Raw genomic sequence first — 23,044 nt, 5'->3', positions numbered from 1 at the left:
GTGAAAATCGTGTGTTTAGACGCTTTAACGCTTGGAAGTGATATAAATTTAGATGTATTTAAAAAATTTGGCGAATTTGTGCGTTATGAAACAACCGCACAAGACGACGCCATACAAAGACTAAAGGATGCCGATATCGCTATCACCAACAAAGTCTTGATAACAAAAGAGGTCATGGACGCTACAAATTTAAAGCTAATCTGCGTTAGCGCAACCGGAACAAATAATGTAGATATGCGATACGCAAAAGAGAAAAATATCCCTGTTAAAAATGTCGCAGGATACTCTACAAATAGCGTTACACAACAGACTTTCGCTTCACTTTTGGCTCTTTTAAACGAAGTCGAGTTTTATGATGGTTATGTAAAAAGCGGCGAATGGGTAAAAAGTGAAATTTTTACAAATTTAGATAGAGCTATTTGCGAACTTTCTGGCAAAAATTTCGGCATAATCGGTCTTGGAGAGATAGGCAAAAACGTAGCAAAAGTAGCCCAAGCCTTTGGAGCTAAAATTTTTTACTACTCTACAAGCGGAGCAAACAACAACACGGAATTTGAGCGCTTAGAGCTTAAAGAGCTTCTAAAAATTTGCGATATCGTAAGCATTCATGCACCTTTAAATGAAAAAACCAAGTCGCTCATCGGCAAAAAAGAGCTTGAGCTAATGAAGCCGCGAGCGATTATATGCAACTTTGGCAGAGGCGGGATAGTTGATGAGGAAGCGCTTGCAAAAGCTATCGATGATAAAAATTTAAAAGCATGTATCGATGTGCTAGAAAGTGAACCTATGAGTGCAAACCATCCGCTTTTAAATATTAAAAATAGCTCGAATTTGATCATCACTCCACACATAGCATGGGCTAGTTTAGAAGCTAGAGAAAAGCTTATAAATTTAATAGTTAAAAACATTGAAGAATTCATAAAGGACGAAAATGGCAAGTGAACATAGTTTTGACATAAGTTGTGCAGTCAATATGATGGAGGTTAAAAACGCTCTTGAAACATCAAAAAAAGAGCTTGCGGCCAGATATAATTTCAAGGGTGTAACCGCCCAAATAGAGCTAAATGAAAAGGAGAAATTTATAAGCCTTTTAAGCTCAAGCGACAACAAGATAGACGCCTTAAAAGATATCGTTATCTCAAAGCTTATCAAACGCAACATCCCGCCTGTGGCGCTTAGCGAGAGCAAACGCGAAAGTGCCGGCGGAGGTAATATAAAGGCCATTTTAAAGCTAAACGATACTTTAGACAGCGAAAACTCCAAAAAGATCACAAAAGCCATCAAAGATGCAAAGCTAAAAGTAACAGCTAGTATCCGAGGTGAAGAGGTGCGAGTAGTAAGCAAGTCGATCGATGATCTACAAGAGTGTATACGTCTTGTAAAAGGACTAAATTTAGAACTTCCTCTGAGCTTTAAAAATTTAAAATAATCCCCACAACCAAGGCGGCAATGCAATTTTTTGTTGCCTTGGTTGTTTTAATAGCTTAATATAATTTTGTTGCGATTTAATTTCTCTTTAAATTTATAAGCTAAAATGCCGTAAAATTCACGTATCGCTCTTTTATAAAAGTTAAATTTAATTAAAATTTCGATATTCTAACAAATTATTTAAAAAATACTTACTAAAGGTAACTAATCATGATTTTTAAAAATACCGTAGAGAGTTTTGCGGTAAATTATGCACATAAATCTATACAGCGCTCTCTTTATAATGAATTTAATATAAAAATCTTAGACGAAAATCAAAAATACACAAAAACTCCAAAAGAAGGCAAAAAATACATGCTATATGCGCATGTGCCCTTTTGCCATACTTTTTGCCCATACTGCTCGTTTCACAAATACCACTACGAGCAAGAGCTAGCCAAACACTACTTTGAAAATTTACGCGAAGAGATGCGTCAGGTAAAAGCAGCCGGTTTTGACTTTAACTCCCTTTATGTAGGTGGCGGAACAACGCTTATAAATGAGCCTGAACTTGAAAAAACACTACGCCTTGCAAAAGAGCTTTTTAACATAGAGGATATATCGGCAGAAAGCGATCCAAACCACATCTCACCTGAAAGTCTTACTAGATTTGACGGACTTATCGACCGTCTAAGCGTTGGCGTTCAAAGTTTTGATGACTCTATACTAAAAAAAGTCGGCAGATATGAGAAATTCGGTAGCTCGGCTGAAGTTCAAAAAAGACTTGAAAAAGCCGTTGGTATGATACCGGTTATCAGCCTTGATCTTATCTTTAATCTACCAAATCAAACAAAAGAGCAGTTAATAAACGATATAAAAATTTCAAAAGCCATAGCACCTGAACAAATCACGCTCTACCCGTTAATGAAATCAGAACTAACTCGCGATAATATCGCTCGTTCGCTTGGTGTTTCAAACGTAGACAATGAGCGCGAATTTTACGAGATAATCGTAGATGAATTTGCCAAAGGCGGATATCGTCAAAGTAACGCATGGGCGTTTTCAAATCAAAAAAATGCCGATATGCGCGATGAATACGTCGGCTCAAATCACGAATACGTCGGCATCGGTAGCGGTGCGTTTAGCTTTTTAGAAGGAGAACTTGTTATAAACGCTTTTAACCTTCTTGACTACGGTCGCAAGGTCAAAGCGCAAGATAGCACGGTAATAGCAAAATGCGCATTTACCAAAAAAGAGCGCTTAAAGTATATATTTTTAACAGAACTTTTTGACGGATCGGTAGACATCGCAAAATACAATAAAAACAATGGCGCAAACATCCATAGAGATCTATTTGTAGAGCTAAATTTACTAAAACTCGTAAATGCCATATATGAAGAAAACGGCTGCATTAAACCGACATTTTTTGGTAAGTATATCTGTGTTGTGCTTATGCGTGATTTTTATGCCGGCATGGATAGAGTTCGTGCTTTATTTAAAGATGACGCAAAGATCAAACGAACTAAAAATTTACATGTTATGAGCGAAGATACAGGGGTTAGCTATGAGCAAGCGGTCACAAGACCAAAGGCTGCGATCTAGCTACTCAACTTTATCGCTTAATAAAACAGCTATAAATTTCGTGCTTGGGTTTGCATCAAGCGCGATTTTTAGGCTCATTGTTAAAGGAACAGCTAAAAACATCCCGCCTACTCCAAACAAAAATCCCCAAAAAAGCAAGCTAAGCAAGACCACAAGAGTGCTTATGCCAAGCCCCTTGCCTAGAAATTTAGGCTCTATAAAATTTCCTATCGCAACATTTACGCAAATATAAAGAGTAGCAACCCACAAACAGGTGCTTATATCATTTAGTAAAAGCGATACCAGTATCGCAGGAAATGCCGCTATTATCGAGCCTATCGTCGGGATAAAATTTAACACACACGCCACTATACCCCAAAGCGAAGCATAAGGAACACCAAGAAATTCAAGTCCCAACCAGATAATTATACCGGTTGCCCCGGAGGCGATCGACTTTATGGCAAGATAGCGTTTTAAATTTGATATAAAAGTATCTACGATCAAATTTGTTTGCGGATTTTTACTAGCAAAATACTCAACTTTTTGATAAAAAATTTGCGTTTCAAATAGCATGAAAGTAACAAGCAAAAAGATAAAAAACGCTTTTGATGCGATTTGGGTGCCGCTTTTTAAAAAGCCTCCGACACTTGTGAAGATATTATTTGGATCAAACCCGCTAGGTAGGACGCCATTTATCTCAAAGCCGTATTTAACGGCTAGTTTAATGTATTCATCAGTTAAAATTTTAAATTTAGCCTGAAGTTCCGGCATGTATCCTAGTAGTCCGTTTAAAGTTTTTACGACAGTGTTTGTTATAGACCCTAAAGCAAAGAATATCACACCCATAACTAGGATAAAAGCTAAAATTCGCGGCAGTTTTAACTCTTGTAGTTTTTTTATAGCAGGAGAAATAACAATGGCTATAAAAACCGCCAGTAAAAATGGAAAAACAACCGTTCCTGCAGCTTTTAAACCCGATGCTATGATGACAAAACTTGCGATGTAGATCAGTGAAGCTTTCAAGATAGTCCTTTGTCGTGGCTGTTTTGGCAAAATTATATCGTAATATTATAAAATTCGCTGTCAATATAAAATTAAAACTAAATTTATCTTTTTTGCCTAAAATTTAAAAAATTTTCTGGACGGCTTATGATAAAATCCTTAATTAAAAACAATATCCTATCTATCGTGAAAATCGTATTTCTAACGCTTATTTTTAGCGCTCTTGGCATTGGAGTTTTGTCTTTTATCAACGAACGACTACTTGGAGCGCAAAGCTTTGACGCGATAGTAGCGGTACAGTTTATATCGCTTTTATTGCTATTTTTTCTCTCTTCAGTTTATGCAAATATCACACTTACGACCTTTGGCCACGGTCTTGTTTTTGAGATAAGAAAGCGCCTTGTTAAACAGATATTAGACACTTCAAACACGCAAATAGACACCATCGGCAAAGCAAAACTCATAGCAAGTCTAAACAGTGATATAAGGACGATCTCGTTTGCATTTATGAGCGCTCCGGGACTTATCCAAGGGTCTGTTTTCATCATGGCTTCCGGAATTTATATGTTTTACATATCGCCAAAATTATTTACATTTATATTTATCTGGCTTGGTTTTGCTCTTGGCATTAGCGCATTTTTAATGAGAAAAATCCACTATCATTTTTCTATAGCAAGAAAAAATGACGACGAGCTTCAACAAAGCTACAATGACGCCGTTGAAGGACACGCCGAACTTACTCTTAATCGAAGCAGAGCCAAAATTTGCTTTAACGAACTAAATGAAATTTCAGACAAAAAACGAAAAAGCATGGTAAAGGCTGATGTGTTTCATGCAATTTCTGACAATTTTACAAACGTCATGCTTCTTGGCGCGGTTGGCATGTGTGTGCTTTTATGCGTAGGATTTGGCTGGGCGAGTTTGCAAACAGCAGTTACCGTTAGCCTTACGATACTGTTTTTACGTGGCTCACTGATCGCCATGGTAGGCTCTATCCCAACGGCTCTTAGCGCAAAAGTTAGCATGGATAAAATTTCAAATTTAAATTTAACTCAATACACTTCGGACAAATTTGACTTTGATGACGAGCTTGGTAAGGAGTGGAAAAAGATAGAATTTAAAAATGTCGGCTTTAGTTATCCTGATAAAAATTTCAGCCTTAAAGATGTAAATTTAAGCATAAAACGTGGTGAAACGGTATTTGTCATCGGCAAAAACGGCAGCGGAAAGAGTACCTTTTCAAACATACTTTGCGGTCTTTTAGCTCCGACGCATGGAGAAATTTTACTTGATGAAGTCGGCATAAACGATCAAAATTTACGCTCATATCAGTCAAACGTAAGTGCGATACTTTCAAATTTCTACCTCTTCTCCCAAACACTTTCAAACACGGACGAATTTGCAGATAAAAAGGAGATGGACGAGCTTTTACGCATGCTTTGCATAGATAAAAAGGTTAAAGTTATAGATGACAAGCTAAGCACTACGGCACTATCTCAAGGGCAAAGAAAACGTCTTGGGCTTTTTATAGCACTGCTTGAAAAAAGATCTTTACTCGTGCTTGATGAGTGGGCGGCCGATCAAGATCCGATATTTAAGCGGGTGTTTTACCGTGAAATTTTGCCGTTTTTAAAGCAAAAAGGCGTAAGTATAGTTGCCATTAGCCATGATGATGCGTATTTTGATGTGGCGGATAGAATTTTACTCGTAAAAGAGGGTAAAATTAGCGAATTAACAGGCGATGAACGCGAAAAGGCAAGTAAAGACGCAGTCGAAAGACTTGAGCGGGATTAATTTTAAACGAAGTTAAAAAGAAAATTTTATAAAATATATAAATCTCAAAAAGGTCAAATATGAAATTTCATAAATTTAAAAAAGCAAAAACATTAAGTCTTGCAAATTTACTAAGTCTTTCAAATCCGGCATTGGCAAACGAACTTAAAACCTGTGAATTTAAATACATCTCATGCTTTGAAGATGAGCTACTTGGAAACGAAAATTTAATACGTTGCGAAATAGGCTCTGTAAGCTACGTTCTAGCCCTACTTTGCAAACACGTATCAAGTGCACACAAGGAGTATTTTGATGAGCTTGACGATGGACTTTTAAGCGGAGAGTGCAATGTCGGCGAAGAGGAGATAAAAGAGCTTGTTTTATGGCTAAAAGATGCTAAAAACGTCATAATAGACAGTTCGTTTTTTACAAATCCCGATGCAAAAATGATATTTGAGCTTTTAGAAATATTAAATTTAGATGTTATCTTAGCCGATACACAAGCCACAGAATATGAAACAAACGGAAATTTAAGCGAATTAAAAGAGCTTTTAAATTTTGACGGAAGCGTTATCTACCTTTATAAAAACGATAGCAGCGACGAGATAGTAGGAACTACCACTTTTAGCATGGCAAGCAAGATAAAAGACGGTGACACGATAACTGTTAGTAGCGACGACTTTAGTTTAACTCGCAAATTTAGACTTGATAAAAACCTAAAAGGAACAGTTGCATTAGTTGGTGTTAGCGAGGTTGTCGGATACAACTTCAAGCTTGTTAAAGTAAGTCAAATTTAAAAACAAGGCGGCTGTAACACTAAGATGAAAAAAGCTTTTTTGGTTTTATTTTTTCCTATTTTTATCTACGCTTTTAATCTTAGCCTAAACAGCGGTATAGAAAACGGCAAGCCATATAGCGTCCTTCAGCTTAGCGACGAAGAGGAATTCGAGTGCGTTGAGCAACTTTTAGCGTATGACACCAAGCGTTATGTTTGCATGCTTAACGACGGTGTTTTGCCACAGATAGAAGACACTATCTTGCCTCTTATGGACATAAAATACAAAAAACAAGACGGCAAGCTCTTTGTTATCATCTTGCCAAAGGCAAACTCAAGACTACTAAACATCTCAAGCGAACTATATAACGACACTCGTGCCTTTAGTTCGAGCAGTAGCATCTCAAAACACTTTAGTATCATCATCGATCAAAGCTTAAAAGAATTTGATCCGCTAAAACCAAACGGACTAAATTTCGCTCCTGATTTTAGCGAGCTTTTGCGCCCATCCATCGGCGCGCTTGACCTTAACATGGCTCCGATAGAAGGCATGGATAGCAACGACATAGACCTTTATATAAACATAAAGCGAGCCTACGAGAGCGGCAACTATCCAGTTGTTGTAGCAGAAACTAAAATCGCCATACAAAGACACCCGCAAAGCCTTTTTGCAAGTGAATTTTTACTCTACAGACTTCGCGCGCTTGATAAAATTTTTGAAAAAGAGGATAGATTTGAGGACTCCACTCCAAATTCGCTAGTTGCTGAGGGAAGAGCATGGATGAGGAAATTTGCCGCTGACGAAAACTATCCCGAAGTTCTTTACATCATCGCCAGAGCCTACTTAAAAGACGGCATAGCAAGCGATGCTAAATACATGCTTGACACACTTATAAACGAGCATGAAAGGTCTAAATTCACAAGGCTTACCATGCTTGATTATGCTGATTATCTTTATAAAAACAGCAGACAAAAAGAGGCTATAAGCTTTTATGAAAACGTCCTTTACAACACCGGCGATGTCAATATCGCAAGCAGAGCGGCACTATCTCTTGTGGACGCAAACATAGACAAAGAGAAATTTGAAAACGCAAAGAATTTCATACTTAAAATTTTAAATGCGAATGAAAAATTTTTCATGAACGATCCTGCTCGAGCGATAAATTTAGCCGGGGTTTTCGTTGATAAAAACATGCCTGACGTAGCGGCTAAAATTTACGAGATCATAGTCGACAACAGCGAACGCAATAGCCCATTTTATGAAGTTGCTTTAAAAAACATAGGCATAAATTTAGCCAAACTAAATGACGTAAATAGAGCTTATGCTTACTTAAAACGCTACGAGAGTGAATTTAAATACAACGGCGAATACTCTGCCGAAGTCACACAAGCCCTTGATGCGCTCTTTTTTGAGTTAAAAGAAAATAACTCAACCAAGCTTCACGAGCATTATAGAAGCTTGATGGACAAATACGACAGCTCTGATATCGGTAAAAAGGCGCTTGTAAGCGAAATGGCTCTAAATTTTAACGAGCGAAAATACCGCGACGTGCTTAGCTACACTCAAAAAGCCAGAGACCTCAACCTAACCGAAGCCACAAACTACCTCGACCGTGCCGCATACGAGCTTGCGAGGATTGGATTTATAAACAACGACTGTCAGATTGTGATAAATTTACTTGAAAACTACGATGTCGATAAAATTTCACTTCCTCAGTTTAAACTATACGAGTGCTACTTCCGCACAGCAAGATACAACGACGCGCTTAATCTCTCAAAATCCCACATAAAAGATGAAAACCTAGAAGACCGCGTAGAGTGGCTAGTAAATTTGAGTAAAATTTTATACCAAATGAAAGATTACGAGCAAACCGTTCAAGTTGCAAACGAAGCCTTGGGACTTGGTGCGGGAGTTGAGTACTCAGACCCCACTCCGGTGCTTTTTGATAGATTTTACTCGCTGTTAAATTTAAACCGCATAGAAGAGGCCATAGCTACGCTTAGCGCCATAGAACAGCTTAGAGGGCAAGACTTTAAAATCATCGAGGCATATAATGCAATTAGCGAATACGCCTTTGGCAAAAACAACCATGCTACGGTTACCGTCTATGCCAAAAAGGCTCTTGAGTTACAAACTAGAGTTAAGATAAATGTCTTTTCTCCAAAGCTAAATTTACTTTATGCGACTTCGCTTTTGAAGATAGATAGCATAAATGAAGCGCTTGATGAGGCAAAATACATCCTAAACATGAAGCTAGAGCCTCAAGATAGGCTTAGAGCGTTAAATTTAATATCTGAAATCTACATCAAACTTAAGCGATATGATCTTGCAAGAGAGCATCTAAATGAGTGCGTTGGTTCAAATTTCAACAGCCCGTGGAAAAGCTCATGCGAAGCACAGCTTCAAATTTTAAACTAAGCCTTCAAGACGTTTTATAAGCACATCTTCAACCGCGTCAGGTTCGCCGATAAATTCTTTTTCAAACTGCGAGCGGTTAAATGTGCGTTGGCGTTTTGCAAGCTGTGTCGTGTGTATCGTTATCAGCTCTTCAAGCTCCGCGACATTTGAAATTTCACCCCTAAAATACTGCGCGCACTCTTTAAGACCGATTGATTTAAGGGCTTTTTGTTCATATCCGTATGTGTCAAATAAAAATTTCGCCTCATCAAGCAAACCTTGCTTGAACATCTGATGTGTTCTTTCTTTTATACGCTCTCTTATTGCTTGGGTTGGCCATAAAATTTCATATATCTCAAGCTCTTTTATGAGCGGTTCACCCGTATTTTTCTTTAACCAAATGCTTGGAATTTCATTGCTAAATTTATAAATTTGATACCATTTTTCAAGTCTATAACTATCGTTTTGACTAAATTTCATAGCAAAATCACCATCTATCTTTCTAGCTAAACTATAAATTTCTTCATTACTTGGAATTTCGCATTTTGGCACATCGGGGGTAAGACCACTAAGCATGGCCTTTAAGTAAAAGCCGCTTCCGCCGGTGATTATCAAAAGGCAGCCATTATCTTGCGCCCACTTTAAGGAATTTTGATAAATTTTAAAAAACATCCCGACACTAAAGACTTCATTTACATAAATTTCATTGACCCCAAAATGCTTTACAAGCTCGAGCTCGCTCTTGCTAGGCTTGGCACTTGCAATGTCGATTTGTTTATACAAAGCAAGCGAGTCAAGACTTAAGATAACTCCGTTAAATTTACGAGCGATTTGTATAGCTAGCGAACTCTTGCCGCTTGCAGTCGTGCCGATGAGGGCTAGTTGGTGAAACATTTTTCTGCCTTACGCGCTAAAATGGCTTCATTATAACAATATAAATTTAAATTTAAAGCAAAAGAGAGTAAAATGAGAAAATTTAACAATGGAAGATAAATGAAAAAATTTATAAAAATTTTACAAGATATCGGCGAACTAATCGTATTTAAGCACTCGGTTTTCGCTCTACCTTTTATATTTACGGCGATGGTTGTCGCTAGCAAACAAACAAACGACAGTGTTTGGTTTGGATTTGGGCTTTTAGTTTTAGGAATTTTATGTGCCGTAAGTGCTAGAAATTTCGCTATGGCTTACAACCGATATAAGGACGAAGATATCGACAAGCTCAACCCTCGCACAGCAAATCGCCCAAGTGTAGACGGCAGAGTAGGAAGAAGAAATTTAGAGCTTTTTATCATCGCGAATGCAGCTGTTTTTATCATCACGGCTTATTTTATAAACTCACTCGCATTTTGGCTTAGTTTTCCGATACTTGGAATTTTAGCCGGCTACTCTTTATTTAAGAGATTTAGCGAGTTAGCTCATCTTGTTTTAGGGCTTTGCCTTGGTCTTGCGCCTATCGCCGGAGCGGTTGCGGTAAGCGGCGAGATACCGCTTTGGAGCGTGCTTTTGTGTCTTGGAGTTGTGTTTTGGGTTGCAGGGTTTGACCTACTTTACTCACTTCAGGATATAGAATTTGACCAAAAAATGGGACTTTTTAGCATACCTTCGGTATATGGCGAAAAAGCCACAATGTTTATCTCGGCTATATTTCACGTCGTTGCGACACTACTTTGGCTACTTTTTGCATGGGCGGCACAGCTTGGATTTTTAGCATTTTTTGGTATCGTAGTTAGCGGCGTCATACTTTTCATGGAACATCGTATCGTAAGACGAGACTTTAGCAAGATAGATCGTGCGTTTTTCACACTAAACGGTTATCTTGGAATTTTGTTTTTTGTATTTGTTTTATTGAGTGCACTATGAGCAACATACGCATAATACCCGCTTCGCTAGACATTAAATTTGAGCTTGATGAGCTTAGCAATATAGACTTCTTGCAAGAATTTAACTCCATAATCCCAAGCGACGAAGACCCGCTTGGAGCATGGCTAAAGCGTGTAAAGTCGCGTGGCGATACAAAAGAGAGCGACCAAGTCATGCTAACGCTTTTGGTTGAGCTTCACCGCAAATTAGACGAGCTTAGTGATGTGATAAAAAACGAACAAAAGCAATACATCGACCTTGCTCAAAGCGCCAAGATAGACGGTATCGGCTTTGAACATATACGCCTAAGTGAACCGAAATTTGAGCCAAAAAGACGGTATTACGCTAGAATTTTAATGCCGATATTTCCTAAAAGAAATATCGCGATGTATCTAAATGCACTTGACAAAACTACCGCCTATATCACAAATATGCACGAAGAAGACGTTAGTGACTGGGATGCTTACGTAACATCAAGAGAGCGTGTTATGATACGAGAGCTTAGGGCAAATTCTTAAAGGAAAACAATGGATCTTTTCATCATCGGCGGCTTGGTTGTTGTCTTAGTTATCATAATAGCATTTATCCTAATAAAAGAAAATGAAGCCAATAGGCGCTTTACTCGCTACGAAAGAGCCATAGAAGGACTTATGCAAGAAAATTTTAATCTCAAAAAGCAGATTGAAAATTTACCTCTTTCTAAAGATGACGACACAAAGGACAACGAAGAGTTAAAATCAGAGCTTAGCAAAAAGCTTGAAAACGATCTAAATGAAAAAATAGTGCCGATCATAAAAGCGATAAAGAGCATAGAGCGCGTGATAGACGAGTTTGCAAGCGAACAAAAAGACAGGATGTATAACTTAGAAGAGCGCACTCGCGATATAGGCAAGATCACCCCAAGCGCGCAAAATGAAGAAGAGCAGATAGTGCGTATGTTTAACTCCGGCAAAAGTATCGAGATGATAGCAAAGGACCTAAGACTTGGAGTTGGGCGAGTAGAATTTGTGCTTAAACTACATCAACTAGCCTAAGTAGGATAAATTTTAGTCTTTGAGTCCAAGCAATGCCTCGCAAATAACGGCAAAATCAACCTTTTGTGTTTTATATTGGTTTAAAAGTTTTAGTTTATAATGATGATATTAAAATTTAAAAAGCATTTTATGGCTTTATAAGGTAAAACTATGCTAGTTGATAAGTATGGCAGAACGGTTGATTATTTACGCATATCAGTAACTCAAAGATGTAACTTTCGTTGCAGATACTGCATGCCGACAACCCCGTTTAGCTGGATGCCAAAAGAGAATTTATTAACATTTGAAGAACTATTTTTATTTGTCAAAGTCGCCATTGACCAAGGTGTAACAAAGATACGTATAACAGGCGGCGAACCGCTCGTGCGTAAGGACTTAGACGTATTTATAAAAATGATAAGCGACTATAAACCAGACATCGATCTTGCGCTTACGACAAACGGCTTTATGCTACGCCACTACGCCAAAAGATTAAAAGATGCAGGGCTAAAACGCATAAACATGTCGCTTGATACACTTGATGAAAAAAAGGCGAAATTTATCGCTCAAAAGGGTATTTTACACGAAGTTTTAGCGGGATTTGAAGCGGCTCTTGACGCAGGATTAAAGGTCAAGCTAAACACTGTGGCGCTTAAAGGCATAAACGATAACGAGCTCGTGTCTTTGCTCGAGTTTGCAAAATTTAGAGGCTCTCAAATTCGCTTCATCGAATACATGGAAAACACTCACGCCAAAGATGACTTAAAAGGGCTAAAAAGTGATGAAATTTTAGCCATCATCTCAGAAAAATACAAAATCACAAAAGACGAAAAACTACCAAATTCCCCAGCCTCTATTTACAAACTAGAAGACGGCTATAAATTTGGTATCATAGACCCACACAAACACGACTTTTGCGAGAGTTGCAACCGCATACGCCTAAGCGCGGAGGGACTACTTATACCTTGTCTTTATTTTGAAGATGCGCTTAGTATCAAAGATGCCGTAAGCAAAGGCGACATCGTAGTCGCTAGTGAAATTTTAAGACAAGTTTTAGAAAACAAACCAGAGAAAAACAAATGGGCGGTCGGAACTCAAAACGAAACCTCAAGCCGCGCATTTTATCAAACGGGTGGTTGATGTCACAGAGTGGACTTAGACTTGTCGAGAGCTTTTTGAGCATTCAAGGCGAAGGGAAATTTCAAGGGCGGTTGGCGATATTTTTAAGATTTTTTGGTTGTAACCTAAACTGCGCGGGCTTTAACGTAAAAGTCAAATCACAAAAAACAGGCGAAATTTTAACCGGTTGCGATACGATAAGAGCTGTTTTTACCGGACATTTTGAAGCTAAGACATTTAGTAAAGATGAAATTTTATCCATCGTTGATAGATACTGCAAGGATCTGAAATTTAAGCCTATCATCGTCATGACAGGCGGAGAACCGCTTATACATCACAAAGATGAGAACTTTATAAATTTAACAAGTGAATTTTTGAGGCGAGAATTTGAAGTTCATTTCGAAACCAACGCAACGATAGAGATTGATTTTGATAAATTTCCAGTTTATAGAAGTTGCTACTTTGCACTTGGCATAAAACTATCAAACAGTGGTATAAGCAAAGCTAAGCGCATAAACGAAAGCGCCATAAAGTCAATATGCCAAAACGCAAAAGACAGCTTTTATAAGTTTGTTTTACATAAGCCAACAAGTGATGACTTGGAACAAATTTTGCAAGTTTTAAATATATATAAAAACGAAGTTTGGTGTATGCCCATGGGCGCTGAGCAAGATGAACTATCACGCAATGCTCTTGCGGTGGCAAATTTTGCTATTAAGCATGGGTTTAACTACTCAGAGCGCATACATATAAGAATTTGGGATAAAAAAGAGGGTGTTTAATGATAATACGAAAACTGTTTAAATTTGAAAATGCACATATTGTTAGATTTTGCAGCTCTAAACGTTGCAGAACCAGTATACACGGACATAGCTATGTAGCAGAAATTTTACTTAGCTCAAATTTCTTAGACAACGCTGGCATGGTTTATGACTTTGGACTCATGAAACAAAACATCAAAACTATAATAGACAGCTTCGATCACGCCACAACGATATACGACAAAGATGACCTAGAGTATCAAAACGACCTTAAAAAGCACTCGCAACGCTGGATAAGCATACCGGTAAATCCATCAGCAGAGCAGTTTTGTAGGGTATTTTTCGTCATCATCGATAGGCTTTTAAAAAGCACCGTCATGAGCAACGGAGAGCGCGAAGTAAAACTTCATAGCGTTATCGTGCACGAAACCGACACAGGATATGCACAGTGCTTTTATGATGACGCGTATAACGAGCGCATGGGCGATATAAGCTTAGACGATATTGTATTTTCGCCATCCATCATAGAAGAATGGGAAGATAAAGAGCTATTTGAGAAAATAAAACTAAAAAAACCGATCATAAATCCAAAGGATGTTTGATGAAATTTATGAAATTTTTAGCCTTTTGTGCACTTTTGGTGTTTGGGCTTAGTGGCTGTGAAGAAAAGAAGGTAGAATTTGCCACACAGAACGACACCGTGCCTACCGATGTGCCGATATCAGCACTTGACGCAAATGTCACTATAGACGAGACCTTGCCTCCAGAGCCTGCCATCGAAAGCAATCAAAACAACCCACAAAGTAAGTAATGAGCAGAGCATGAACGAACACTTACTAGGGCTTTACGCATACACCTTGCCGCTTCATCAAGGTTTTATGCATGTTTTACTATCACTTGTTTGCATCTATCTTTTTCTTACGCAATTTGGCATAAATAATAAAAACTATTCGCTTAGAATTCGTTACTTTTTACCCATTTATCACGCATTTTTGGCAGCGATATTTTTTACGGGGCTTGTGCTTTTAAGTGTTTTAAATTTCATCGTAAATTTGCATGTTTTAAAGATGGTTCTTGGTATTTTTGCACTCATAGCATTAAGCACCATAGGCTACAAACGCCTTAAACGATACCAAAGAGAGGAAAATTTGGTCAAATTTAGACGATTTGCGCTTTTTAAGGGCATAGCCGATATTAGTATCTTGATCTTTGCGGGGTTTTAAATGAAATTTTTATACGATGAGCGCGCAGGATGTGAACAACTAAAGGTTGTAAATGAAACTTTTTTACATCTAAAAGCGCGAAGAAATATCAAAGGCGACAGGGTAAGCTTTAGAAATTTAAAAGACGGCAAGGATTATTTATACGAGATCATAGAGTTTGACAGAAGAAGCGCTATTTTAGAGCTTGTGTTTACAAGTAGCGTGCCTAAAGTTGTGTATGACTTTAGCATCGCTTGGGCTGTCGTAGATCCAAAAACGATAGAAAAGGCATTGCCATTTTTAAATGAGCTAGGTGTTGGCAAACTCATCTTTGTTTATACTAAATTTTCTCAAGCAAATTTTAAAATAGATTTTGAGCGTTTAGAATATATTTGCGCCCTATCTTGCGAGCAAAGCGGTAGATCAACGCTAATGGAGTTTGAAATTTATAACAGCTTGGATGAATTTTTAGATGTTTATCAAAACGTTGCAGCTATAAATTTTAACGGCAAAAGTCTAGAAAAATACTCAAACGAGCTACTACTTATAGGACCAGAAGGTGGATTTGCTCCGGAAGAGAGCTTAAAACTTCAAAACCAATACTCACTTAAAACGCAAAATATCTTAAAATCACAAACAGCCATCATCAGTATAGCAAGTAAATTTTTAGTGTAAGTTAATGTTAGATTTATAAAAATTATAGTTTTTATGTTATTTTATAAATCTATATTTTACATTACATATTGTTTTAATAAAAACCTTGTACTTTGTAAGCAAATATTTATAGAATAAAAGTGGTGCGGATGAGAGGACTTGAACCTCCACGCCGTGAAGCACCAGATCCTAAGTCTGGCGTGTCTGCCAATTTCACCACATCCGCAAGAAAGAAATCGTAGTTTATCTAAAATAAACTTAAATAAACCAAAAATGGTACGCCCATCAGGATTCGAACCTGAGGCCTACGGCTTAGAAGGCCGTTGCTCTATCCAGCTGAGCTATGAGCGCATATGAAATACGTGGCGCGCCCGATAGGAGTCGAACCCATAACCTACAGATCCGAAGTCTGTCGCTCTATCCAATTGAGCTACGAGCGCCCAAAATGGGGTGAGTGATGGGAATCGAACCCACGACCCTCAGGACCACAATCTGATGCTCTAACCGACTGAGCTACACTCACCATTTCAAAGTGGTCGGGGTGAAAGGATTCGAACCTTCGGCCCTCTGGTCCCAAACCAGATGCGCTAACCAGACTGCGCTACACCCCGCCTGAGTTGTGAGCATTTGCCACTACCTCATTAAAAAGCGCTATTTTAGCTAAAAAGTATTTTAATGTCAATAAATTTACGCTTAAAGTAATCAAAATATTTTTATCAAATTTTCTACTTTGAGCATTATAACTCAAATTTCAATAGCCATCACCTTTCATTTTACGTTTTAACACATAAACACTAATACAAGCAAAGCACAAGGCCGTAAAATAGACATTTATAAACATCGCTATCCAGATATGCTCTATCGTGCCTTTTAAAACATAAATAACCGTACTATAGGCAACGCTTTGCAAGATCAGTTGCCTTGTTGCGTTTAATACAAAAACCATTTTTGGCTTTTTAACCGCTTGAAGAACGCTTCCTGAGATATTCATAACGCCATAGCCCAAAAAGCTAAAAGCGCTAATTAGCAAGTAACCCTTAGCAATTGCCGTGGCGCTGTCATTTATGTCAAAAAATGAAATAACCCTAGGTGCGACAAATATCAAAAACATTGCCGCAAATACAAAAAGTAAAAGCAAAATTTTAATCGCATTTTTATAACAAAGCAAAACGCGATCGTGCTTTCTTGCGCCGTGGTTACGAGAAACGATACTCAAAACTGCCGCAGCGATACCGATAGTAGGAAGAGTGGTAAGCTGCTCGATACGAAGTGCTACACCATATCCTGCAACAGCATCAGTGCCATAGTAGCTTATAAATTTAAGCAAAACAAGACCGCCAAGCGACATTGAAAGATAGTTTAGGCAAGCAGGAAATGCTTGATTTAAAATTTTTTTATAAATTCTAATATCAGGCAAGAAATTTCTCATATTTTCAAAATTTATCATGCCACTTTTATATGTCTTCTTAAATAAAAAAATACATCCCATAAACTGCACAAACGCAGTAGAAAAAGCAATACTTGCAACTCCCAAATTTAACATCTTCACAAAAATGAAACAAAGCCCAATGTTTATAAAAACACCAAAAAATAGCCAATTTCTAAGGCTTTTCGTATCGCCAAGAGCAATCAAAATACCGTTAAAAGCCTTTATAGATAAGAAAAACGGCGAAGCGACAAATATCACTCGTATATACTCAAGCGCTTCTGTTAAAAACTCCTCATTTGCTCCTAAAAATACAAGAAATTTAGGCGCTACCGCATAACCCAAACTCCCCATAAAAATAGCAAATATCAATACAAAAACCGCCCCTTTTTGGGCGTAAATTTTAGCTAAAAAGAGCTTGTTGGTCCCAAGTGCATTGCCGATAAGCGCCGATAATGCCGAACCAAAACCAAGCCCCATACCGACAACGCTAAGATAGAGCAAAAAGCTCATGGAAAGCCCCGCCGTAGCTGAAGTTGAAATTTTAGCAGCAAAAAATGTCCCGGTAGCATTATAGATAGTATTAAAAAGCATAGCTAAAGCCGCTGGAGTAGCAAGAGATACGATGAGTTTGTTTATAGGGTCTTTTGTGAGGTTCATGGTTTAATTTTAAAGGCGGGAAAACCGCCTTTTGCTATAAATTTTAATGTTTAATTTGCTCTTGTTTTTTTCTGGCATATATATTAATAAGCTCAACCGATAACGAAAATGCCATCGCAAAATAAATATAGCCTTTTGGCACGTGAAGTCCAAGTCCTTCTCCAACTAGCGTAAAACCGATAAGTATCAAAAATGCTAGAGCCAAAATTTTAATAGTCGGGTTATTATCAACAAAGTCCGAAATAGACTTTGAGGCAAACATCATCACTCCAACAGCTATAATAACAGCTAAGATCATGATCTCGATATGATTTGCCATGCCAACCGCAGTAATAACACTATCAAGAGAAAATACAATATCCAAAATGCCAATCTCAATAATAGTTAAAGTAAATCCCGCCGCTTTGACGATCTTTTCTTCATGCTGCTCACCTACGACATTTGAGTGAATTTCAAGGGTTGATTTGGCTATTAAAAACAAGCCGCCGATAATTAGCACCAAGTCTCGCCCCGTTATCGTAAAGTCAAACACGCTAAAGAGCGGCTTTGTAAGCTTCATGATCCAAAATAATGAAAGAAGAAGCAAAATTCTAGTAATCATCGCAAATGCAAGACCTATAATACGCGCCTTATCTCGCTGATGCGCGGGCAACTTGCCTACAAGGATCGCTATAAAAATGATATTATCTATACCCAAAACTATCTCAAGCCCCGTAAGCGTCAAAAGCGCTATCCACGCCTCGGGTGAACTCATCCATTCAAACATCTTTTTCCTTATAGTTTAAATTTAAAAACACGATTATACATCAAACAAGTAAATTTATAGCGATCTGATGTCTTCTATAAGACTTAAAACTTCCTCTTCTTTACTAGCCCAACTCGTGCAAATTCTAATAAAATTTCGTCCATCAGGCAATTTGTAGAAAAATGCAAAGACGTATTTTTTACTTAAAATTTCAAGCCACTCGTCGCTTATCGCGAAAAATTGCTGATTTGTCGTGGAATTTGCCATGACCTCTACACCCTTTTCTTCAAAGGCTTTTCTTATCATAAGCGCGTATTTGACGGCATCTTTGCAAATTTTAAAATAAAGTTCATCAGTAAATAACGCATCAAACTGAACACCTAGCATCCTGCCTTTAGCCAAAAGTGCGCCACGTTGCTTCATGATATAGCGAAAGTCACGCTTTAAAGCGTCATTAACGATAACAACTGCCTCGCCAAATAACGAACCGCACTTAGTTCCTCCTATGTAAAACACATCGCATAAATTTGCGATATCTTTTAAGCTAACATCACAGTACTGGCTCATCAAACCATAGCCAAGTCTTGCTCCGTCGATAAAAAGCGGTAAATTTAACTCTTTGCAAACTTCATAAAGTCTTGTTAGCTCCTCTTTTGTATACAGTGTGCCGCTTTCAGTTGGAAATGATATATAAACCATGCCCGGCTGGACAGTGTGACCTCTTGACGGATCGATCTTGTGTTGCATGTAACACTCTTTTACCTGCTCGGCTGTGATCTTGCCATCTATCGCATCCAGTGTTAATACCTTGTGCCCACCAGCCTCTATCGCCCCTGTTTCATGTACCGCGATATGACCGCTATGAGCCGAGATAACACCTTGATGTGGGCGAAGTATGGATGTGATAACGGTTGAGTTAGTTTGCGTACCGCCGATTAAAAAATGGACCTGTGCATTTGGTTGCGCGCATGCCTCTTTTATCTTTTGCGCTGCGCTTTGACAGTATTTATCATCCCCGTATCCTAACGTCTGGTCTTCGTTTGTAACGATCAAGCTTTCTACAACCTTTGGATGTGCTCCACTTGCGTAATCACACTGAAAATACGTCATCTACTTCCTTTATTTTTCATTTTTAGATAAAATTTTTATTATACTTTCGGGTAAAATTTCATGCTCTAAAGCGTGAATTTTATCCTCCCAGGCTTCAAAACTCATTTGATTTTCGCGTTCAAAGGCTCTTTGCGCGATGATCTTACCACCGTCTAACTCCTCGCTAACCCAATGCACGCTAACACCGCCTACTTGCATATCGCTCTCAAAACTCTCTTTGATGGCGTGAGCACCCTTAAATAATGGCAAAAGCGATGGGTGAAGGTTGATAGCTTTGATCTTAGAAGTAAAAACACTTGTTAAAATTCGCATAAATCCAGCCAAAACAACCAGATCAACATCGTATTTTTCAATCTCCTTTACAAGAGCGGTGTCGAATTCTTCACGAGAGTTAAAATTTTTATTTTCTATAATGACGCTTTCAAGCCCGTATTTTCTTGCTCTTTGCACGCCGTAAGCGTCGGCTTTATTTGATAAAGTAAGCACGACCTCAAGCTTAACGCCGTTAAAAATTTTCCCATGAACCTTGCTTAAAATCGCCTCTAAATTTGACCCTGATCCACTAAAAAGTATGGCTATTTTTTTCGTAAGCATTTTACCCCCTTTATGATATCTTTTGGACTTAGCGCGTAGTTGGCAGCCTTAAATTTGCGAGCAGATAAAGCATGAGCCAAGCTAGCCGTTATCGCCGCATCAAGCGGAGTGTAGCCTTGCGCCAAAAGCCCTACTATAAGACCCGAAAGCACATCTCCACTACCGCCCTTTGCTAGTGCGCTCGTGCCGTATCTCATGACGTAAATTTTACCATCTTGCGCGATTATCGTATTTGCACCTTTAAGTAAGAGGACGCATTTAAACTCAAGGCTAAATTTCCTAGCCAAACAAAAGCGATCCTCTTGTATCTTGCCAACCCCAAGCTCCCCAAATCCAGCCAAATTTAAAAGCGAGCTAAACTCTTTGGGATGAGGCGTGATAACTATATTTTTGTTTGCCCTTAAAAGCTCTATCGTGCGAGGCTCGTAGCACATATCAGCGTCTAAAACAAGCAACTTGCGCTTAAGCACTTCAAAATCAAGCTTTTGTATCCCTTGTTTGCCAAGTCCCATGCCAACGGCTCCGACATTCATTTTCTCGCTTACATCCTTGCTTTGCATTAGCTTATCATCAAGCATTAAAATCTTCTCATCGCTTATCACACTAACAAGCCCTGCGCCCATCGCACTAGCGGCTAGTGCCGACATCCTAGCCGCACCCTCATGCTCGCCTACCATAACAAAAATATGGCCGAAATTTCCTTTATTTACATTTTTATCATCCCTAAATGGAAGTTTCATATCGGATTTTTCAAGTAAGAAATTTTGTGTTTGCGTTTGGAAAATTTTATCACTAACGCCAAGCCTGGCAACTTTGATCTTACCGGTGAAATTCTTTGCCGCATCAGAGTAGAGCCCTAGCTTTCTAGCTCCCATGGTTACGGTAACATCCGCCCTAAAACATGCCCCTAAAATTTTACCGTTTTTATCAAGTCCGCTTGGCACGTCACAGGCTATTTTATAAGATTTTATATCATTTAAAGCATTGATTATCTCAATATACCCATCGTCTAGCTCCCTGCTTAGTCCCGAGCCGAATATTCCATCTATCACGCATTTTATATTTTGCTTTTTTGTCGGTATAAATTTGTCGTCTTTTATCAAATGAGTGCCGCTTTTAAAGCCTTCTATCTCGTAAATTCTTTTAACGCCGACCTTTTGCGCGGCTAAAAATTGCTTTTTGGCTAGCTCTCCAAGCTCCTCTTTGCAAAGAAAAATTTCCGTATCATAATCTCCGTAAAGCATTCTAAGCGCGGCTATCACATCGGCACCGTTATTGCCGCTACCTGCTACGCCTAAGATTTTAGAGCCTTTTTTAAATTTCTTTCTTATTAAATTTGCTATCTTACTAGCGGCATTTTCCATTAAAATTTCGCCACTAAGTCCTAGCTCCAGCGTCGCTCGTTCATCAAGTTCGTTTGTTTGGACAAATAGCTTTTTCACTCTAACTCCTTGCTCTAAAGCTTAAAGCCTCTAAGATATGTGCTTTTTGTATAAGTTTACTTTGCTCTAAGTCAGCAATACTTCTAGCCACTTTTAAAACCTTTTTTATGGCACGTTGCGAGAGATGATATCTTGATACAGCAGTGTTTAAAATCTCTTTTGCTACATCATCGCAAAGACAAAACTTAGCAATATCAGCGTCGCTTAGTTTGCCATTTAGCTCCGCTTGCCCGCGCATTTTTTGAAATTTAAATGCCTTTAAGACAAGATCGCTCATCTGTTTTGAGGTGATATCACTGCGGTCGTCTTTACTAACTTCTTCCATTTGCAAGTATAAATCCATGCGGTCAAGTATAGGCTCTGAGAGTCTAGATTTATAGTTTTTTATCTCGTTTTCACTACATCTGCAGTTTAACTCCTGTGAAAGTAAATTTCCGCAAGGGCATGGATTAAGAGCAGCCGCAAACAAAAATTTAGTATCGTAAGTTATCTTAGAATTTACGCGCGAGATATGAATTTTATGATCTTCTAGTGGTTCGCGAAGACTTTCGATGATCTGTTTTGGAAAGTGAACAAACTCATCAAAAAAAAGCACTCCGGCATTTGCAAGAGCTGCTTCTCCGATCTTTGCAACACTAGATCCTCCGCCAAATATCGAGCTTTTGGTGCTTGTGTGATGAGGCGCTCTAAAAACCCTAATAGCGCTAAATTCGCTATCTTGTAAACTTAACGAACGATATGCGGCAGTGTTTAAAATTTCACTTAAACTTTGCGGTGGAAGTATGTAAACAAGTCGTTTTGCACACATACTTTTGCCACATCCGGGGCTTCCTTCAAAGATGATGTTGTGCATGCCGACTGCCGCGATCAAGCAAGCTCTCTTTGCTCTACTTTGCCCCAAAACATCACTAAAATCAAGCTCAAAATTTTGATTAGGAACATAGCTTTCGCCGTTTATATCAATTACGTTTTGAAAGAGAGGATGTGAGTTTTTAAAAACACAACTACTTGCAAACTCGTCATCTTGAAAAAAATTTATAGCTTCTTTTAAATTTGATACGCCGTAAATTTCAAGATTTGGTATCATTGAGGCTTTTTGCGCTATCTCGTGTGGCACAAGCACTTTTGCCCTGCTAACGCTTGTACTTAAAAACAATAAAATGGAAAATAAATTTGCGGTACTTTTAATACTTCCGTCAAGTCCAAGTTCTCCAAAAACAAAAATTTTATCAAGATTTGGCGATTTTTGAAGGGCTATCAAAAGAGCGATGGCAAGGTCAAAATGCGAGCCAGACTTAGGAAGGTCTGACGGAGATAAATTTATGGTGATTTTTTGTGCGGGAAAGCTAAAATTTAACGCAAGAAGTGCGGCTTTAACTCGCTCTGCACTCTCTTTTATGCTAGCACCCGCAAGTCCCACTATGCTAAATCCAGGAAGCCCTCTTGAAAATGTTGATTCTACTTCAATTATCTTTAGACCGTCGCTATATGCGGCGCATTTTAGAGATTTCAACATCTT

24 protein-coding genes and 5 tRNA genes are annotated in these 23,044 nt (G+C 38.4%); 15 read left to right on the top strand and 14 right to left on the bottom strand.

The window, feature by feature from the left end; genetic code table 11:
• The 3 genes from CCAL_RS00670 to CCAL_RS00660 all read left to right on the top strand — a co-directional run bounded on the left by CCAL_RS00670 (window position 1) and on the right by CCAL_RS00660 (window position 3,009).
• Complete coding sequence (locus tag CCAL_RS00670; protein ID WP_170015305.1) at window positions 1–942, top strand: D-2-hydroxyacid dehydrogenase; 942 nt, start codon at window positions 1–3, stop codon at window positions 940–942.
• Window positions 932–1,429, top strand: a complete 498-nt coding sequence (locus CCAL_RS00665) for a YajQ family cyclic di-GMP-binding protein (RefSeq protein ID WP_170015307.1) — start codon at window positions 932–934, stop codon at window positions 1,427–1,429. The genes CCAL_RS00670 and CCAL_RS00665 overlap by 11 nt, the downstream gene beginning before the upstream one ends.
• A 209-nt stretch (window positions 1,430–1,638) precedes the next feature.
• Window positions 1,639–3,009: a coproporphyrinogen III oxidase family protein gene (locus CCAL_RS00660; RefSeq protein WP_170015309.1), complete on the top strand. Its 1,371-nt coding sequence runs from the start codon at window positions 1,639–1,641 to the stop codon at window positions 3,007–3,009.
• Here the strand turns inward: CCAL_RS00660 and CCAL_RS00655 are convergent, their stop codons facing one another.
• Window positions 3,010–4,011, bottom strand: a complete 1,002-nt coding sequence (locus tag CCAL_RS00655; RefSeq protein WP_194239085.1) for an AI-2E family transporter — start codon at window positions 4,009–4,011, stop codon at window positions 3,010–3,012. It lies immediately after the preceding gene.
• 126 nt (window positions 4,012–4,137) lie between these two features.
• Between CCAL_RS00655 and CCAL_RS00650 the strand changes: the two genes are divergently transcribed.
• The 3 genes from CCAL_RS00650 to CCAL_RS00640 are packed head-to-tail and all read left to right on the top strand — an operon-like array spanning window position 4,138 to window position 8,957.
• On the top strand, window positions 4,138–5,784 hold the full coding sequence (locus CCAL_RS00650; RefSeq protein WP_170015311.1) for a multidrug ABC transporter permease/ATP-binding protein: 1,647 nt from the start codon (window positions 4,138–4,140) through the stop codon (window positions 5,782–5,784).
• Between the two features lie 59 nt (window positions 5,785–5,843).
• Window positions 5,844–6,560: a hypothetical protein gene (locus CCAL_RS00645; protein WP_170015313.1), complete on the top strand. Its 717-nt coding sequence runs from the start codon at window positions 5,844–5,846 to the stop codon at window positions 6,558–6,560.
• A 24-nt stretch (window positions 6,561–6,584) separates the two neighbouring features.
• Window positions 6,585–8,957, top strand: a complete 2,373-nt coding sequence (locus tag CCAL_RS00640; protein WP_170015315.1) for a tetratricopeptide repeat protein — start codon at window positions 6,585–6,587, stop codon at window positions 8,955–8,957.
• Here the strand turns inward: CCAL_RS00640 and miaA are convergent.
• Window positions 8,949–9,830, bottom strand: a complete 882-nt coding sequence (miaA, locus tag CCAL_RS00635; protein WP_170015317.1) for a tRNA (adenosine(37)-N6)-dimethylallyltransferase MiaA — start codon at window positions 9,828–9,830, stop codon at window positions 8,949–8,951. The genes CCAL_RS00640 and miaA overlap by 9 nt on opposite strands.
• A gap of 99 nt (window positions 9,831–9,929) precedes the next feature.
• On the opposite strand from miaA, the gene mqnP reads away from it, so the two are divergent.
• The 9 genes from mqnP to CCAL_RS00590 all read left to right on the top strand — a co-directional run bounded on the left by mqnP (window position 9,930) and on the right by CCAL_RS00590 (window position 15,569).
• Window positions 9,930–10,799, top strand: a complete 870-nt coding sequence (gene mqnP / locus CCAL_RS00630; RefSeq protein ID WP_169937968.1) for a menaquinone biosynthesis prenyltransferase MqnP — start codon at window positions 9,930–9,932, stop codon at window positions 10,797–10,799.
• A complete protein-coding gene (locus tag CCAL_RS00625; RefSeq protein WP_169937966.1) occupies window positions 10,796–11,317 on the top strand; it encodes a hypothetical protein in 522 nt (173 codons plus the stop codon). Before mqnP ends, CCAL_RS00625 begins: the two co-directional genes overlap by 4 nt.
• Before the next feature lie 9 nt (window positions 11,318–11,326).
• Window positions 11,327–11,833 carry a DUF6115 domain-containing protein gene (locus CCAL_RS00620; RefSeq protein WP_169937964.1) on the top strand — a complete coding sequence of 169 codons (507 nt, stop codon included), beginning with the start codon at window positions 11,327–11,329 and terminating at the stop codon, window positions 11,831–11,833.
• A gap of 150 nt (window positions 11,834–11,983) precedes the next feature.
• The gene (gene moaA / locus CCAL_RS00615; protein WP_170015319.1) at window positions 11,984–12,952 is read left to right on the top strand and encodes a GTP 3',8-cyclase MoaA; all 969 of its coding nucleotides are present in this window, start codon (window positions 11,984–11,986) and stop codon (window positions 12,950–12,952) included.
• Complete coding sequence (locus CCAL_RS00610; RefSeq protein WP_169972293.1) at window positions 12,952–13,713, top strand: 7-carboxy-7-deazaguanine synthase QueE; 762 nt, start codon at window positions 12,952–12,954, stop codon at window positions 13,711–13,713. Before moaA ends, CCAL_RS00610 begins: the two co-directional genes overlap by 1 nt.
• Window positions 13,713–14,294 carry a 6-pyruvoyl trahydropterin synthase family protein gene (locus CCAL_RS00605; protein ID WP_169999926.1) on the top strand — a complete coding sequence of 194 codons (582 nt, stop codon included), beginning with the start codon at window positions 13,713–13,715 and terminating at the stop codon, window positions 14,292–14,294. Before CCAL_RS00610 ends, CCAL_RS00605 begins: the two co-directional genes overlap by 1 nt.
• On the top strand, window positions 14,294–14,503 hold the full coding sequence (locus CCAL_RS00600) for a hypothetical protein (RefSeq protein WP_169937956.1): 210 nt from the start codon (window positions 14,294–14,296) through the stop codon (window positions 14,501–14,503). The genes CCAL_RS00605 and CCAL_RS00600 overlap by 1 nt, the downstream gene beginning before the upstream one ends.
• A 10-nt stretch (window positions 14,504–14,513) precedes the next feature.
• A complete protein-coding gene (locus CCAL_RS00595) occupies window positions 14,514–14,915 on the top strand; it encodes a hypothetical protein (RefSeq protein ID WP_170015321.1) in 402 nt (133 codons plus the stop codon).
• Window positions 14,916–15,569, top strand: coding sequence for a 16S rRNA (uracil(1498)-N(3))-methyltransferase (locus CCAL_RS00590; RefSeq protein WP_170015323.1), 654 nt, complete (start codon window positions 14,916–14,918; stop codon window positions 15,567–15,569). It begins immediately after the preceding gene.
• Window positions 15,570–15,689: 120 nt separating this feature from the next.
• Here CCAL_RS00590 and CCAL_RS00585 read toward each other — a convergent pair.
• From CCAL_RS00585 to CCAL_RS00530, 12 genes are all read right to left on the bottom strand, one after another.
• Window positions 15,690–15,774: transfer RNA gene (locus tag CCAL_RS00585), tRNA-Leu, on the bottom strand.
• A gap of 48 nt (window positions 15,775–15,822) precedes the next feature.
• Window positions 15,823–15,899, bottom strand: a tRNA-Arg gene (locus CCAL_RS00580).
• A 12-nt stretch (window positions 15,900–15,911) separates the two neighbouring features.
• A tRNA-Arg gene (locus CCAL_RS00575) sits at window positions 15,912–15,988 on the bottom strand.
• Window positions 15,989–15,994: 6 nt separating this feature from the next.
• Window positions 15,995–16,071, bottom strand: a tRNA-His gene (locus CCAL_RS00570).
• 10 nt (window positions 16,072–16,081) lie between these two features.
• Window positions 16,082–16,159 (bottom strand) — tRNA-Pro (locus CCAL_RS00565).
• Window positions 16,150–16,296 (bottom strand): hypothetical protein, encoded by a 147-nt coding sequence (locus CCAL_RS00560; RefSeq protein WP_169937950.1) that lies wholly within the window; start codon window positions 16,294–16,296, stop codon window positions 16,150–16,152. Before CCAL_RS00560 ends, CCAL_RS00565 begins: the two co-directional genes overlap by 10 nt.
• 3 nt (window positions 16,297–16,299) lie before the next feature.
• Complete coding sequence (locus CCAL_RS00555; protein ID WP_170015325.1) at window positions 16,300–17,634, bottom strand: MATE family efflux transporter; 1,335 nt, start codon at window positions 17,632–17,634, stop codon at window positions 16,300–16,302.
• Window positions 17,635–17,677: 43 nt separating this feature from the next.
• Window positions 17,678–18,400, bottom strand: coding sequence for a TerC family protein (locus CCAL_RS00550; protein ID WP_169937946.1), 723 nt, complete (start codon window positions 18,398–18,400; stop codon window positions 17,678–17,680).
• A gap of 54 nt (window positions 18,401–18,454) precedes the next feature.
• Complete coding sequence (locus tag CCAL_RS00545) at window positions 18,455–19,489, bottom strand: threonine aldolase family protein (protein WP_169937944.1); 1,035 nt, start codon at window positions 19,487–19,489, stop codon at window positions 18,455–18,457.
• Window positions 19,490–19,498: 9 nt separating this feature from the next.
• Window positions 19,499–20,083: a phosphoribosylglycinamide formyltransferase gene (gene purN / locus CCAL_RS00540; protein ID WP_169972295.1), complete on the bottom strand. Its 585-nt coding sequence runs from the start codon at window positions 20,081–20,083 to the stop codon at window positions 19,499–19,501.
• Complete coding sequence (locus CCAL_RS00535) at window positions 20,065–21,525, bottom strand: NAD(P)H-hydrate dehydratase (RefSeq protein WP_170015327.1); 1,461 nt, start codon at window positions 21,523–21,525, stop codon at window positions 20,065–20,067. The genes purN and CCAL_RS00535 overlap by 19 nt, the downstream gene beginning before the upstream one ends.
• Before the next feature lies 1 nt (window position 21,526).
• Entirely contained in the window at window positions 21,527–23,038 is a 1,512-nt protein-coding gene (locus CCAL_RS00530) for a YifB family Mg chelatase-like AAA ATPase (protein WP_170015329.1), read from the bottom strand.
• Between the last annotated feature and the right edge of the window lie 6 nt (window positions 23,039–23,044).

This window comes from Campylobacter sp. RM6914 (assembly GCF_004803835.1).
Taxonomy (GTDB): Bacteria; Campylobacterota; Campylobacteria; order Campylobacterales; family Campylobacteraceae; genus Campylobacter_A; species Campylobacter_A californiensis.
Note: the sequence above shows the minus strand (reverse complement) of the source record. Positions and strands in the feature narration are given on the sequence as shown.